Genomic DNA, 15,005 nt, shown 5'->3' on the forward strand with positions numbered 1-15,005 from the left:
GCTTCGAAGGACGTCGCTGAACTTTATCCACGCACGGCCGGCTCAGCCTATCCTGAGCACATGGTTGTCCCAGACGAAGTCGTTCTCCTCGAAAGACCTGTCTTCCGGGACGACAATTTCACCGGTGCCTGTGGTCACCATGAAGCCCGCATGGTCGGGCGCCACACCGCACACCTCGGTCAGCCGTTCGACCTTCAGTACCTTGCTGGTCGCCGCCTCGATCACCGCGTAGGAATTGCCCTGCGGCGACGTCACGGCGACGGTGCCGGCGTCGCGGTTCGCCGCCACCGAGCCGATATAGTTGCGGAAGCCCGACAGCACTTTCGGCGCCATCTCGACCAGTTCCAGTTCCTTGCCCCTCACCGCGCGGCCGACCAGCGCCGGCCGCTCGGTCGCGGGTCCCTCGTGCTGGCAGCCGAACCAGACCGCGCCGGTCTCGTCGGTATCCATGTGCCGGATCGACAGCTGGTGCAGCTCCGGCGGCAATTCATGCTTCTCGATGAGATCGCCGTTCCTGCGGTCGACCAGCACGTAGGAAGGCTTCATGGTCGGCAGATTGAGCTTGGCGCGGCCGAAATCCGGATGCGTCTCGATGCCGCCATTGGCGATGGCGATCGTTCGGCCGTCGCCGAGCAGCAGAAGCTCGTGCGGCCCGACGCCATGCGTTGGGAACTCGCCGATGCGCGCAAAGCCGTTCCTGGCGTCATAAATGCCGACCATGCCAGCGGCATTGTCGAAATCGTTCTCGGTCGCGTAGAGCAGCGCGCCGTCGGGCGAGAAGACGCCATGGCCGAAGAAATGGCGGCCGGACACGCTTTCGACCGTCACCGGCGGCGTGCGCCCCGCATGGTCGAAGGCGACGAAGAAGGTGCCGGGCTGCCGCGCGAAGACCACCGAGCGGCCGGACACCGGATCGAAGGTGATGTCATGGCCGCGGTCGGGCAGTTCGACCGTCTGCAATATCTTGCCGGCTTCCGAGAGGATCGCCGCGCCATAGGCGCCGTCGCGGCGCTGGTAGGCGGTGGCGAAGACCGCGTCGGCGGCGAGCGTATCGGCGAAAGCTTTCGGGGTCAGCGAGGAGAGGAACGCCGCCCCCGCCGCCTTGAGGAAATCCCGGCGGTCGATCAGGCCTGTACACTTGCCGATCATGGCCATGTCGCGGTCCTAGTCTCCGTCGAGCGACGAAAAGCCCGCCGTCAGCCCAAGCGCTCCCGACATCTGCGTGCCGAATATGTCGGACAGGCTGGAGGTCACCAGCCCGAAATAGGCGAGCTTGGCCCGTTTCTCGGGATCTGCGAGCACGTCTGCGATCGCTCCCTGCGCGCCGGCCGCCGCATTGGCGGCGTTGGAGAATTCGAACAGCGCCTCGCCGCCCATCCAGGACTGGTCCGCCGGCAACGCGTCCGCCAGCTTCGAGGCTTCGAGCAGCGCCTTCATGCCGGCGAGATTGCCGGCCAGCGCGTCGACCGTCCTGCCGGAGCGCCAGAACAGCGCCTGTTTTGGCTTGTCGTCCTTCGCCTCGGCGCCCAGGAAGCCGCCCAGCCTGACATCGCGCACCAGCTCCGTGCCGGTGATGAAGACCTCCATCAGCTCGGTCACCGCCTCGGTGCCGTCGCGGAAGAGCGGATTGTCGGCGGAAGGATTGGCCCAGGTCTCTGCGAAGCCGTCGGGCGCGGCCCAGGCCGTCTGGAGTTCGGCCGCGATGGCGTCGAGGTTGCCGGCGATCGCCAGGCCATAGGAACAGCGATAGGCGTCGCCCGCCGCCAGCGCTTCGGCGCCTGTGCCGAAGAGCACGAACTCCAAAGCGCCGAGCCCTTGCATGGCGACGCTTTTCTTCGCGAGTTGCGTCGCATCGGTCGCGGTCGGGTCTTTCTCGGCGAGCGCCGCCTGCACCTGCTTCAGTCCCGTGCCCTTGCGATCCGGCCAGAACAGCACACGTTCCAGCCGGTTCTCTTCGGTCACCGGACCGAAGCGGATGATCTCGATCCGCGACCAGGCGTCGACCGTAGCCCCGAAGGCGTCTCGCGCGGCGTCCAGCGTCACTTGCGAGGGCGTCGCGCAGAGCGCCTTGCCGGCCTCGGAAAGCCCGCCCGTCGCTTCGTGAAAGGCGTGGTAGCCCGGACGGATAAAGCCGTCGATCGCATTGCCGACGATGTCCTGCGCCTTCGTGGCGAGGGCTGTCGTCGTTCCCAAGAAGCAGACGGCGATAGCCATCCCGGCGCAAAGAACGGCCCTCTCGCGCGGCCTTCGTTCCGCCCGGCCTTCGCGTCGCGGAGAGGAAGTCGCCGGCGTCTCCGCTTTCCCCCCGCCAACGGGGAAAAGGGCACGCAGCGACCGGATGAGAGGATCGTATCCCATCAGAGCGACTCCAGGAATTTCACCAGCGCATCGCGGTCGGCTTTCGGCAGATCGGTGAAGCGGTCGCGCGCCGCTTGTGCCTCGCCGCCATGCCAGAGGATCGCCTCGGTCAGGTTGCGGGCGCGGCCGTCATGCAGGAAGAACGTATGACCGTTGACGGTTTTCGTGAGACCTATGCCCCACAGCGGCGGCGTGCGCCATTCGCTGCCCGTGGCGTCGCCCACCAGCTGGCCGTCGGCCAGCCCGTCGCCCATGTCGTGCAGCAGGAAATCGGAATAGGGCCAGATCAACTGGAATTTCTGCGCCTTGTTCGGCGCCTTGCGGCTGGTGACGAATTTCGGCGTGTGGCAGGACGTGCAGCCGGTCTCGTAGAATATCTGCTTGCCGCGCAGCACGTCCGGGCTGTCGATGCCGCGCCGCGCCGGCACGGCGAGGTTCTGGGAATAGAAGGTGACGAGATCGAGCACCGGGTCGGGCGCTTCCGTGTCGCCGAGCCTGGCCTGCACGCCGTCGGGGAGGTCGCGGCAAGCCGTCTGCGCCTCCGTGCAGTCGCCCCAGGCCAGCGGCATGTCGGGGTTGGAGATGCCGAGATCGCCGACGAAGGCGTCGGCCGACTGCTCGCGGATCGTCGGCTTCGACGCCTTCCACCCGAAGCGCCCGAGCGTCAGCTCCCCGGTCGCGCGGTCGCGCACCATCGACGCCTTGCCGGAAACGCCGTCGCCGTCGGCGTCGTCCGGATCGGCCAGGGCGAGGATGTCGGCCGGGTGGATCTGCTCGACGAGACCGAGCCCGATCATCTGCGGCGTGACCCGCGGCGACAGCGTCGTTCCCGGATGGAGCGGCCCGTAAGCCGGGTTCTCGACCGAATAGGCCGGCTTGCGCAGCGAGACTTCGGTGCCGTCGCCGAGCGTTATCGGGATTTCCTCATAGGCGATCTTCATGCGCCCTTCGCCGGCCAGCCCCGGCACGGCGAGATCCTGCAACTGGCCGCCATAGACGGGATCGGGGAAATTGAGCACGGCGCGCTCGGCCAGCGCCTTCTCCTCCTCGGCGCTCTCGGCCGCCCGGGCAAGCCGCAGGAACATGGAGGTGGCGTCGGCATTGCCCTCCGGCGGATGGCCGCGGCCGTCCTTGAGATGGCAGCTCTGGCAGGCGCGCGCGTTGAACAGCGGGCCAAGCCCGTCGGACGCCTGGGTCGAGGAGGGCGACGACACCCAGAGCTTGCGGAACAGCGCGTTGCCGAGCTTGAACGTGCCTTCCTCCTCGAAGGTGATGTTGGCCGAGGAGTGCGAGAAGGCGTCCTGATTGGGGCGCTTCTTCGACGTGCCCGCCCCGCCCTGCATCAGCTCGAACTGCTCCGGCTTGGAGAAGTCGCTCGTCGGACGCGTCACCGCCTCGACGCGCTTTGCGTCCTTTGGCGAGAGATCGGTGCGCGTGGTGGGGAGGTCTGCGGGGTCGCCGGCAAGGGCCGGCGTAGCAAAGGCCAGAATGGCGAACGCCGCGAAAACGCTACGTGCCCTTTCTGCGGCTCGCTGCGCGAACCGCCTCTCCCCCGTTTGGCGAGGGGAGAGGATGGAAGTCAGACTCCGCCTGCGGCGCGAAAAAGCTATGGCGCGCCGCATGGTGTCATGGTCCTAGTGCTCCCCGCCTTCGGCCTCGTCGGCGGAGTCGGCGTTGAGCTGTCCGTATTTGGTTTCGCCGAGCGCATTGAGCAGATCGAGCTGGGTCTCGAGGAAGTCGATATGGCCTTCCTCGTCCGCCAGCAGTTCCTCGAAGAGTTTCATGGTCACGTAATCGCCCGCCTCGTGGCAGATTTCCCGCGACTTCTTGTAGGCGGTGCGGGCGTCGTATTCGCCGGCGAGATCGGATTCCAGCACTTCCTTGACATTCTGGCCTATGCGCAGGGGCGCCACCGACTGCAGGTTGGGATGCCCCTCGAGGAAGATGATGCGCGCCACGAGCTTGTCGGCGTGATGCATCTCCTCGATCGATTCAGCGCGCTCCTTCTTCGCAAGCTTGGTGTAGCCCCAATCCTCCAGCAGCCTGTAATGGACCCAATACTGGTTGACGGCCCCCAGCTCCAGGAACAGGGCCTCGTTAAGCCGCTCGATTACCTGCTTTTCGCCTTTCATGGCTTCTGCTCCCATATTCGGACCGGAGTCCTCGCACGCGGTCCAGGTGTGAAACGACGTCCTCTCCGCCCGCCTCCGAGCCGGAGTGGTAGTGTTCGGTGACCCGAATGATCGTTTCCACCACATTTGGGAAGCAGCCGCAACAGCGGCCGCGCTTGTGCAGGGTATGGTAGACCTTCGCCGGAACGATGAGTTGCCAGGGATCCTGCTCGAGCAGCTGGATGATCGTGTCCTCGATCTCCTTTTCGGTTATCAGATTGCAGTGACAGATGAGCATCAGGAACTCTGGGCTGGCTGACGGCGCGTTTGGCGCGCCGTCTGGCTGGGTTCGACCGGCCTTACTGGAAGACCTTGTCCGGCGCGTCGAGGCTGTCGGAGCCCTCGAAATCGATGGCGTCGAGCTTCAGCGCCGCCACTGCGCGCTCGATCGACTTGGTCTGGTCGACCAGCCCGTCGATCGCCGCCTGCACGGTGGCGTTGCCCTCTTCGTTGCCCTCGCCGATCTGCTGGTCGTAGGCTTCACCGCCGTCGGCGCGCGCCTTGATCGCCTCCATCGCCGTCACCGTGACGTCGAGCTTGCCCGAGAGCTCGGTGTCGACCGCGGCATCGACTTCCTTGACGAGGTCGGACACCGACGGTCCTTCGACCTTCGAGCCATCAACACGCGTGTAGCTGCCGTGATAGACGTTGCGGATGCCGACCGCGTCGTAGAGATGCGAGATGTGCGTGTTGTCGGAGAAGCAGTCATGCTCTTCTTCCGGATCGTGCAGCAGCAGGCCGAGCTTCATGCGCTCGCCGGCGAGTTCGCCATAGGAGAGCGAACCCATGCCGGTGAGGATGGTCGAGATGCCGACCTTCGGGTCGCCCTCGACGAGACCCTTGCGCGCTTCGCCGTCGGCGCCCCAGTTGGCGACCATTTCTTCCAGGTCGGCGACCAGCAGGTCGGTCGCGGCGGCGAGATATTCGGCGCGGCGCTCGCAATTGCCGCCGGTGCAGTTCGCCTTGTCGAAATCGGTATGCGGCCGGTTGCCCGCGCCGGGCCCGGTTCCGTTCAGGTCCTGGCCCCAGAGCAGGAACTCGATGGCGTGATAGCCGGTGGCGACGTTGGCCTCGATGTCGCCGGCTTCCTGCAGCGTGCCGGAGAGGAATTCCGGCGTGATCACCGAGGCGTCGACCTTCTCGCCGTTGATCTCGATCGACGGGTTGGCGATCACGTTGGCGGTGTAGAGCGTGTTCTCGTCCGACTCGGTACCGTAGGCCGGGTCGACATAGTCGATCAGCCCCTCGTCCAGCGGCCAGGCGTTCACGCGGCCTTCCCAGTCGTCGACGATGGCGTTGCCGAAGCGGTAGACCTCGGTCTGCTGGTAGGGTATGCGCGCCGCTTTCCAGGCTTCGCGCGCAGCGGCGAGCGTCTCGGCCGACGGATTGGCGATCAGCGCTTCGGTCGCCTGGTCGAGCGCCTTGGCGGTGGCCAGCGCATCCTCGTAGCCGGCAAGCGCGATGTCGGCATAGGTGACGATCACCGCCTTGGGGTCGGTCTCCGCGGCGGCCGGCAGCGCGATCGCAACCGTCAGAATGCCGGTCGCGGCCAGCAACGCCCTTATGCCCGTCAAGCCATTGGCTCGGTTCATATTTCTCTCCTCAATGAAAAACTGCGCGCAAAGCGCCTGGAAACCGTCCGGGGGAATGGCAACGCAATCCCGTGGCTGCTCGCGCCCTGCGAGCGCTCCGCGCCTGTCGGCGGATCGAACGGGAAAGCCACCAGAATTCCTCCAATCGAACGGGTTCAAGGCCCATACATCAAAGGGAAATGCCTCGAAGGCACCGGTTGATTAGGCCCTCCTGCGTGCCGGAGTCAATGACTTTCGGAGAAAAGTCCAATCCAATCAATAGTTTAGAATTATTCTAAACTAGAACAGTCATGTTTACCGCTTCACCGCGCCATCTTGACAGGCGGCCGTGCCGGATGCGACCCGAACGCGCCGCTCGCGGACATTCCGGACGGATGGGGCGGTGCTAGGCAGGCATGCGGAGCCATGGAAAAAAGCGTCGTCATCATCGGAGCGGGACATGGCGGCGTGCAGGCCGCCGCGAGCCTGCGCGAGGAGGGGTTCGACGGCCGCATCACGCTGATCGGCGACGAAGCCGAGCTTCCCTACCACAAACCGCCACTGTCCAAGACCTTCATCAAGGACCCTGAGGCAAAGCCGCAGATTCTGCGCGCCGAGGCCTTCTACGCCGGCGCATCGATCGACCTGCTGCTCGGCGAAAGCGTCGAAAGCCTGGACCCGGCGGCGCGCCGGCTGCGGCTCGCCTCGGGAGCCAGCCTCGCCTTCGACAAGGCGATCCTGGCGACAGGCTCGCGGCCCCGGCTGTTGTCCATTGAAGGCGGCCCGCTCGCCGGCATGGTGTCGCTGCGCTCGATCGCCGACGCGCGCCTGATCCGCGACCTTGCTGCCGAGGTCGAGGATGTCGTCATCATCGGTGGCGGCTTCATCGGCCTCGAAATCGCAGCGACGCTTGCCGCCGGCGGCCGGCGCGTCACGGTTATCGAGGCGCAGGAACGGCCGCTCGCACGTGCCGTGGCGCCTGCTGTCTCGGCCCATGTGTCGGAGAGGCTCGCGGGCTTCGGCGTCCGCGTGCTCATGCAGGCCACGGTCAGCCGCATCGAAGGTGAAGGCGGCCATGTCAGCGCCGTCGTCACCTCGGCCGGCGAGCGCATCCCGGCAAGGATGCTGATCGTCGGCATCGGCGTCGTACCCAATGCCGAGATCGCAGCGGCGGCGGGCATCGCGACCGCCAACGGCATCCGCGTCGACGCGCAGATGCGCTCCTCGGCGCCCGACGTGCTCGCCATCGGCGATGCAGCCAGCTACCGGCACTGGTTCACCGGCGGCGACGTCAGGCTGGAATCGGTGCAGAACGCGACTGACCAGGCAAAGCTCGCGGCTCGCACCATCACCGGCCATGCAGACGCCTATGCGGCCGTGCCCTGGTTCTGGTCGGATATCGGCGACATGAAGCTGCAGATGGTCGGGCTGACCGGAGGCAGCGACCGGCAGGTCCTATCGGGCGAACCTGGAGACAACAGGTTTTCGGTCTTCCACTATTCCGGTCCCCGGCTGATCGGCATCGAATCGGTCAACCGGCCGGCCGACCATATGCTCGGCCGCAGGATGATGGGCCTCGGCTTCTCGCCCGAAGCGACGGTCGCCGCAGCGGGCAGCGAGGCGCTGAAAGCGGCGTTCGCCGACTGGCAGGCGAACCAGCCGGCGCCGGCCTAGGGCATTCCCAGGAAAAAGCGGACCGGTTTTCGGTCCGGAGTTGCGACGATCCGGGCCCCGTCAACGCCGTCTTAAAGTCTTGCCGTCATCCTCCGGGCATGGCTCTGGCGCTTCCAAAACTCAGATGGCTGATTCTCGGCGCAATCGCGGCCGGCGTCTGGGTCGTGTACGAGGACATGAAGAACCCGCGCCCGCCCGAGCGCGTATCGGCGCGAATCGAGCGCAAGGCGGAAGCGAAGCGACCGCCGAAACGCGTGGCCGCGCCCGCAAAGATCGACAAGCACGCCGAAACGAAATCCGTGGCCAAGGCCGAACGGCCCATCCCGCCGAAGCCGGTGACGGGAAAGCCCGTTCCGCAGAAGGCGGTCGAACAAAAGACCGCGCCACAAAAAGCGGAGCCTCAAAAAACCGCGCTCACCCTGCCGAAAACGGTGACCCGTCCGCCGGCCAAGCCACAGAAGATCGTCACCGGCTCGATCAGCCGGCCCGACAAGCCGACCTTCGTGCAGACCAGGTCCAAGGCGAACCTGCGGGCGCAGGCGAAGGCCGATGCACCGGTTATAGCCACGCTGGAGCCCAGAACCGTGATGCGCGAACTGGCGCGGTCTGGCGAGTGGCGGCTGGTGATGGGAGACGGCCGCAAGGGCTGGGTGCGAAACGACCATCTGACGAAGCCGACGTTCCTGACGCGCCGGCCGAAGCTGCCGGTCGCCGAACTCAGGCAGGCGACGGCTTCCCGGTGATCCGGTTCAGAACGCCCTGAAGGTCAGCGTCGTCAACGACCGCACAATGCCGGGCACGTTGGCGACATGCTCGTTGATGAACTTGCCGATGTCGTCCTCGGTGTCGATGTAGATCTTCATCAGGAGATCGTATTCGCCGCTGGTCGAGTAGAGCTCGGAGACGATCTCGCGTTCGAACAGCGCGTCGGCGACCTCGTAGGTCTTGCCAGGCTGGCACTGGAGCTGCACGAAAACGGCTCTCATCGCGATCTTTCCATTGTCGCGGCGGCCCGAAGCCCCGCGTTCATTGTCTCTCGAACCAGTCGATAGCTCTTTAGGCAACAGCTATCAATCCGCCAGCAGGGTTTGCGTCAAGGGGTGGGCCGGATCGGCGAGCCCGTCAATGACGTTGAAATGATGCCGGTCGGGCTCCTCGACATAGAGTGTCGCGCCGTTTACGCCGGTCCATACATTCGCCAGCAGCTTGCTGTGCCGGATGAACTCGGCGCGCTCGCCGCCGCCGACCCAGCAGGTGACGCGCACGCTCTCCAGCGGCTCCAGAAAGACCGGGCTCTCGGCAATCGCCTCGGCATGGTCGATGCGGAGCGTCTCCTTCATGGCAGTGCGCAGCAATGGCCGGAGATCATGCAGGCCGGAGATCGACACGACGTTGCGGATACGGCTCCTGACGGCCTCGGACAACGGCACATCGGTGCAGACCAGCCGTGTCACCAGGTGTCCGCCGGCGGAATGGCCCGCCAGATGAATCGGCCCGCCGGCCAGGCCGGCAAGCTTCGCCACCGCCGCGGCGATCTCGGTGGCTATGCCCGATATGCGGTTTTCCGGGCAGAGCGTGTAGGTCGGCATCGCGACCGCATAACCCTGCGCGACCGGCCCCTTCGCCAGATGCGACCAGAAGCTCTGGTCGAAACGCATCCAGTAGCCGCCATGAACGAAGACGACGAGGCCCTTCGGCTCGGCATCGGGGAGGAAGAGGTCGAAACGGTTGCGGGGACGGTCACCGTAGGAGAGGCCGAACTCCGCCTTGCCGGCCGAGAGGCGCTCATCGCGATAGGCTTTCGCCGGTGCGGCCCAGGCGTCCGGCCAGCGTTCGCCGCCTGGTATGTTGGCGCCGTTGGTGTAGGCGTTGTCCCAGTCCGTGATCTTGTGATGGTACATGCGGGTCCTCCGTGCCGCTTCATAGCCGCCACAGGCTGGACTGTCATCCGCCGCTGGCAGCGTGAGCACCCAAGGGGGCAGGGGCCGACATCACGGGACGTTTGTCCGTATGCCCTGTGCAGCACGGCAAAGGCACGGTAGCCTTGCCGCGCAGGGAACCGTTGGATATTCTTGTGATTAAAATAATCTTCCGGTGAAGCAACTCGATCATCCGGCTTGGACGACAGGACGAAGTCGATGCTCAACCTCAGCTATCCCGAAGTGATCCCTGGCCCGCCCAGGCCGAGCGCGATCCTCACGCCTGGACGGTTCTCGCTGCTCCCGGGATCGGAACGTTACACGGTGCCCGGCGGCGGCGCCCTTCTGGTCGACGTCGAGCCGGGCGACAAGGTTACGATCGTCAATGCCGAAGGCGGACAGGCCTGCGAACTGGTCGCGTTCAACAAAGATGGCCACTCGGATCCCGGTATGCTCGGCGTTTCTGGCAACAGCAACGCGGCCGGTCTGAAAGCGCTGCTTCTGTCGGGCGAGGAAAGCCTGAGGCAGTTCCGTCTCAAGATCGAACGGCGCGGCATCAACCTAGCCGGCGCACAGGCCCTGCGTTTCTTCGGCGAGGCGACCCCGGCCGGAGCCGAAGAAAACTTCACCGTCCAGCGCCCAGGCTCGCTGATCGTCGCGGCGCCAGGCGGTCCGATGGCGATCGAGGCGCAGGATACGGTGACGCCGCTGACGCTGAAGATCAGCCGAGCGACGGCAAAGCCGGTGAAAAGGTTCGAGCTGCCCGACCCGCTCGCCGATCCGGTGCTCGACCGGCGGGTGAAGTCGGCCACGGCGGAAGCCTATTTCGTCAAGGCAGGCGACTACATCCAGATCATCGACGTCGATGGCCGCCAGTGCACCGACTTCCAGTGCTTTTCCGCGCGAAAACTCGATCGCGGCAAGGACCATCCACTCGACGTGACGACGACACGCACGCTGATGGGCGCGAGCTATCCGATGCCCGGCCTGCACTCGAAATATTACGACCAGGACATGGAGCCGCTGGTCGAGGTGGTGCAGGACACGTGCGGCCGGCACGATGCCTTCGCGCTCGCCTGTGCGGCGAAATATTACGACGACATTGGCTATCCCGGCCACGTCAACTGCTCCGACAATTTCAACAAGGCCCTGTCGGACAAGGGCGTCACGCCCCGCGCCGGCTGGATGGCGGTGAACTTCTTCTTCAACACCTCGATCGACGCGCATGGGCTGGTCGTTTCCGACGAGCCCTGGTCGCGGCCCGGCGACTACGTGTTGCTCAGGGCGCTCACCGACGTCGTCTGCGTGTCCTCGGCATGTCCCGACGACACCACGCCGGCCAATGGCTGGAATCTCACCGACATCCATGTCCGCACCTATGGCGGCGCCGAAAAATTCACCCGAGCGGTAGCAAGAAGAATGAGCCCCGACGCCGAACCCGTCATGACCCGCGAGACCGCCTTCCATTCGAGTTTTGCGAAGCACACCCGCGATTTCATCGAATACAAGGGCTATTGGCTCGCCAATTCCTTCGCCAAGGCGGGACCGATCGAGGAATACTGGGCGTGCCGCGAGAAGGCCGTGGTCATGGACCTCTCGCCGCTCAGGAAATTCGAGGTGACGGGGCCGGACTCCGAAGCCTTGCTGCAATATGTGCTGACGCGCGATGTGAAGAAGCTCGGCGTCGGGCAGGTCGTCTATTCGGCCATGTGCTACGAGCATGGCGGCATGATCGACGACGGCACGCTTCTGAGGCTCGGCCGCGACAATTTCCGCTGGATCGGCGGCGACGATTTCGGCGGCACCTGGCTGCGCCAGCAGGCCGAAAAACTCGGCCTCAAGGTCATGGTGCGCTCCTCGACCGACCAGTTGCACAACATCGCCGTGCAGGGGCCGAAGAGCCGCGACATTTTGAAGGAGATCATCTGGACCTCGCCGGTGCAGCCTTCGATTTCCGAACTCGAATGGTTCCGCTTCGCGGTGGCGCGCATCGGCGACGCGCAAGGTGTGCCTGTCGTCGTGTCGCGCACCGGCTATACGGGCGAGCTCGGCTACGAGATCTTCTGCCATCCGCGCGACGCCGAAAAAGTGTTCGACGCGGTGTGGGAAGCCGGCCAGCCACATGGGCTGAAGCCGATGGGCATGGCGGCGCTCGACATGGTCCGCATCGAGGCCGGGCTTGTCTTCGCCGGTACAGAATTCTCCGACGAGACCGATCCTTTCGAGGCGGGCATCGGCTTCACCGTGCCGTTGAAGAGCAAGCCGGACGATTTCATTGGCCGCGCGGCACTCATCCGCCGCAAGGAGAACCCGGCGCGCAAGCTGGTCGGGCTGGAGATCGACGGCAACGTCAATGTCGGCCACGGCGACTGCGTGCATGTCGGACGGCCGCAGATCGGCGTCGTCACCTCGTCGATGCGTTCGCCGGTGCTGGGCAAGAACATCGCGCTTGCCCGCGTCGACGTCGCGCATTCCGAGATCGGCATGGAGGTCGAGATCGGCAAGCTCGACGGCCACCAGAAGCGCCTGCCGGCCAGGATCGTCGCCTTCCCGCATTACGATCCGCAGAAGACCAAGCCGCGCTCGTAGTCACTTGCGGGCGGCGAACACCCGGAAGCCGCCCTCGTTGCGTAGCTCCCTGACGTCCTTGAAGCTCCCCTTGAGCACCTGGTCATAAGGCAGGCCGCGGTTCGCCACCATCAGCAGTTGACCGCCCGGCTTCAACGCCGAGGACGCCGCCTTGATCATCGCCTGACCGATGCCGGGCTCCGCGGCACGGCCCTGATGGAAGGGCGGGTTCATGACGATGAGGTCGTATCTCCGCTCGACCTTCTCGCCGACGAGATCGTGCCAGAAAAAGCCGAACTCGGGGGCATCAGGCAGATTTGCGAGATTCTTCTTCGCCGCCTGCAGCGACTCGTAGTCGGCTTCATAGAGATCGATCGCCTTCAGGCCGTTCGTCCGTTCCGCCAGCATTGCGGACAGATAACCCCAGCCTGCGCCGAAATCGGCCGCGGCACCCTTGGCGCTCTCCGGCAGGCATTCCGCCAGCAGCCGCGAGCCGGCATCGATGCGGTCATGCGAGAACATGCCGGGCGCGGTGGCGAAACGGCGGTCTGTCAAAGGCCAGCTTAGGTGCCATCTTTTCACCGATGCGGCGAAAGCGTTGACCTCTTCAGTCTTCCGGAACCAGAAAGCAACTCCGTGATATTTCGACAGATGTCCTTCCAGGGGCACTGCGCCCCGGAATGGGTGATAAAGTCTTGCTCGTTCGCTGTGCTCCGTAGCTGGCCCAGCCGGCTTCTTTCGCGCGATGGCCGATGCGAGTTTGTCCTCGCCGCTCTCCATCCGCTTGCGCAGGCTGGCGATGCCGTCGTCATTGCTACCGGCAACGACGATCAGCCCGTCTGGTGCCACGCGCTCGATCGCCTCGACAATCCATGCCTCGTTCTGGCCGCGATGCCGGCCGGCGAGAACCAGAGCCCCATCGAAGCCGTTGCCCTCAGAGGTGGGGGTGACCTTATGCCCCGCCAACTCCAGCGCCCTGAAATGCGGCCGGAATCCCTGCACGAGATTCATTTCCGCGCCAAATCCTTCCGGCAGGCGGAAGCCGGGCTCGGCGCCGAGGAAGAGAAGACGTCCAGCCTCGGGAGCGGCAAGCGCGCCGCTCTCGAAAGGGTAGAACAGGGTGGCCAGGGGGCCGGATTTCATGATGCCGTTTCCGTTTGCAGCACTGGACCGCCGGCTTGCCGCAAATGGCGCAGGCGCTTTTCATTGTCGGGTGTAGACTGAGCCGCGAACCGAGGAAACCGTCATGTGGCGCGATCGCAGAATTCTCGACCTGTTCGGCATCGAACATCCGATCCTGCTGGCGCCGATGGCGGGACCAGTCCTTTCCAACATGGCGATCGCGGTGGCCAATGCCGGAGGGCTCGGGGCGCTTCCGTCGGCCCTGCTCAGCCACGAGCAGACGCGCGACGAGATGGCAAAGATCCGCGCCGCCACAGCCAAGCCGATCAACATGAACTTCTTCTGCCACGTGCCGCCTGCCTATGACGAGAGCCGGGAAATGGCGTGGCGGGAGAAGCTCAGCCCCTACTATTCCGAACTCGGCGTCGACCCCACCGCGCCGATCCCGGTGTCGAACCGCACGCCTTTCGACGAGGCGCTTTGTGAGACGGTCGAGGAGTTGCGACCCGAAGTGGTCAGCTTCCATTTCGGCCTGCCGCCCGAGCCGTTGGTCGCCCGCGTCAAAGCCACCGGCGCCAAGGTGATCGCGTCGGCAACCACCGTGCGCGAAGCAATCTGGCTTGAAGAACGCGGCTGCGACGCGGTCATCGCGCAAGGCGCCGAGGCGGGCGGGCACCGCGGCATCTTCCTCACCGAAAACGCCGGCCAGCAGGTCGGGACCATGGCGCTCGTCCCGCAGGTGGCCGACGCAGTCAAGGTTCCGGTGATCGCTGCCGGCGGCATCGCCGATGCGCGGGGTATCGTCGCCGCATTGGCGCTCGGCGCATCGGCCGTGCAGATCGGCACCGCCTATCTCTTCTGCCCGGAGGCGAAGCTCGTCGCCCCGCACCGCGCAGCGCTGAAGGCCGCCTGGGACGACGACACGGTGATCACCCGCGTGTTCACCGGCCGACCGGCGCGCGGCATCGCCAACCGCATCGTGCGCGAGGTCGGCGCCATGTCCGGCCTGCCACCCGCCTTCCCGCTGGCGGGCGGTGCGCTGATGCCGCTGCGCGCCAAAAGCGAACCGGCAGGCTCCGGTGACTTCACGCCGCTCTGGTCCGGACAGGCGATGAGGCTCGGCCGCGAGATGTCCACTGAGGAGTTGACGCGGACGCTGGTGCGGGAAGCGCAGGAACGGTTGCGGCAACTGGCAGGGGGCGATAGTAGACCTCACAGGGCGGCTAACCGCTAAGCCGCCGTCAGTCCTCCAAGCCCCATCCGTCAGAGTTGCCGCCGTAGGTTTCAGCCATGGCCTTGAGTTGCAACTCCACCGCACTGATGTTTTCGCAGGTCAGATCCAGTTGCTTGGAAGCGGTCACGTCCCAAGGCCATTCCAGTCGTTCGACAGCGCGGACCTGCACAGAAAATCCTGCAAGGGTAGCAGTGTCGGCAAAGGTCTGCGCGGATGCCTCGTTTCGGAAAATATGTTCAAAGTTTACGGAGCGAGGCCGGCTCAGGTCAGCGCCGTTTTCCGCCAGCTGCTTCAGCACTGAGGCATTTTCATCGAACAGTGACATTGCATTCCCATCCCGACCCAAAAGAAAGCGGGCGCGACTTTCGCCGCGCCCGCTTCAATTTAC

General features: G+C 65.2%; 14 protein-coding genes. 4 read left to right on the forward strand and 10 right to left on the reverse strand.

Annotated elements, in window-relative coordinates; all coding sequences use genetic code 11:
- Positions 1-42: 42 nt before the first annotated feature.
- From D8676_RS19290 to D8676_RS19315, 6 genes are all read right to left on the reverse strand, one after another.
- A complete protein-coding gene (locus D8676_RS19290) occupies positions 43-1,149 on the reverse strand; it encodes a DUF1513 domain-containing protein (RefSeq protein ID WP_121582831.1) in 1,107 nt (368 codons plus the stop codon).
- A 15-nt stretch (positions 1,150-1,164) separates the two neighbouring features.
- On the reverse strand, positions 1,165-2,193 hold the full coding sequence (locus D8676_RS19295) for an imelysin family protein (RefSeq protein WP_245426911.1): 1,029 nt from the start codon (positions 2,191-2,193) through the stop codon (positions 1,165-1,167).
- A 164-nt stretch (positions 2,194-2,357) separates the two neighbouring features.
- Entirely contained in the window at positions 2,358-3,980 is a 1,623-nt protein-coding gene (locus D8676_RS19300) for a di-heme oxidoredictase family protein (RefSeq protein ID WP_121582721.1), read from the reverse strand.
- A gap of 12 nt (positions 3,981-3,992) precedes the next feature.
- Positions 3,993-4,490, reverse strand: coding sequence for a bacterioferritin (gene bfr, locus D8676_RS19305; protein WP_121582722.1), 498 nt, complete (start codon positions 4,488-4,490; stop codon positions 3,993-3,995).
- Positions 4,456-4,767 carry a (2Fe-2S)-binding protein gene (locus D8676_RS19310; RefSeq protein ID WP_121582723.1) on the reverse strand — a complete coding sequence of 104 codons (312 nt, stop codon included), beginning with the start codon at positions 4,765-4,767 and terminating at the stop codon, positions 4,456-4,458. Before D8676_RS19310 ends, bfr begins: the two co-directional genes overlap by 35 nt.
- Before the next feature lie 61 nt (positions 4,768-4,828).
- Positions 4,829-6,121 carry an imelysin family protein gene (locus tag D8676_RS19315; RefSeq protein WP_121582724.1) on the reverse strand — a complete coding sequence of 431 codons (1,293 nt, stop codon included), beginning with the start codon at positions 6,119-6,121 and terminating at the stop codon, positions 4,829-4,831.
- Positions 6,122-6,526: 405 nt separating this feature from the next.
- Between D8676_RS19315 and D8676_RS19320 the strand changes: the two genes are divergently transcribed.
- Both D8676_RS19320 and D8676_RS19325 read left to right on the forward strand, forming a co-directional pair.
- On the forward strand, positions 6,527-7,774 hold the full coding sequence (locus D8676_RS19320; protein ID WP_121582725.1) for an FAD/NAD(P)-binding oxidoreductase: 1,248 nt from the start codon (positions 6,527-6,529) through the stop codon (positions 7,772-7,774).
- Between the two features lie 98 nt (positions 7,775-7,872).
- Positions 7,873-8,517 carry an SH3 domain-containing protein gene (locus tag D8676_RS19325; RefSeq protein ID WP_121582726.1) on the forward strand — a complete coding sequence of 215 codons (645 nt, stop codon included), beginning with the start codon at positions 7,873-7,875 and terminating at the stop codon, positions 8,515-8,517.
- A 6-nt stretch (positions 8,518-8,523) separates the two neighbouring features.
- On the opposite strand, the gene D8676_RS19330 is transcribed toward D8676_RS19325, so the two are convergent.
- A complete protein-coding gene (locus D8676_RS19330; protein WP_121582727.1) occupies positions 8,524-8,760 on the reverse strand; it encodes an Lrp/AsnC ligand binding domain-containing protein in 237 nt (78 codons plus the stop codon).
- Between the two features lie 84 nt (positions 8,761-8,844).
- A complete protein-coding gene (locus D8676_RS19335) occupies positions 8,845-9,675 on the reverse strand; it encodes an alpha/beta hydrolase (protein WP_121582728.1) in 831 nt (276 codons plus the stop codon).
- A gap of 237 nt (positions 9,676-9,912) precedes the next feature.
- Here D8676_RS19335 and D8676_RS19340 point away from each other — a divergent pair, with 237 nt between their 5' ends.
- Positions 9,913-12,282, forward strand: coding sequence for an aminomethyltransferase family protein (locus D8676_RS19340; protein ID WP_121582832.1), 2,370 nt, complete (start codon positions 9,913-9,915; stop codon positions 12,280-12,282).
- On the opposite strand, the gene D8676_RS19345 is transcribed toward D8676_RS19340, so the two are convergent.
- Positions 12,283-13,404 carry a class I SAM-dependent methyltransferase gene (locus tag D8676_RS19345; protein WP_121582729.1) on the reverse strand — a complete coding sequence of 374 codons (1,122 nt, stop codon included), beginning with the start codon at positions 13,402-13,404 and terminating at the stop codon, positions 12,283-12,285.
- Between the two features lie 103 nt (positions 13,405-13,507).
- Between D8676_RS19345 and D8676_RS19350 the strand changes: the two genes are divergently transcribed.
- A complete protein-coding gene (locus D8676_RS19350; protein ID WP_121582730.1) occupies positions 13,508-14,617 on the forward strand; it encodes a nitronate monooxygenase family protein in 1,110 nt (369 codons plus the stop codon).
- A gap of 7 nt (positions 14,618-14,624) precedes the next feature.
- On the opposite strand, the gene D8676_RS19355 is transcribed toward D8676_RS19350, so the two are convergent.
- Positions 14,625-14,942 carry a ribonuclease E inhibitor RraB gene (locus tag D8676_RS19355; RefSeq protein WP_121582731.1) on the reverse strand — a complete coding sequence of 106 codons (318 nt, stop codon included), beginning with the start codon at positions 14,940-14,942 and terminating at the stop codon, positions 14,625-14,627.
- Positions 14,943-15,005 lie beyond the last annotated feature (63 nt).

It is taken from the genome of Mesorhizobium sp. YM1C-6-2, from assembly GCF_003666685.1.
GTDB lineage: Bacteria > Pseudomonadota > Alphaproteobacteria > Rhizobiales > Rhizobiaceae > Mesorhizobium_K.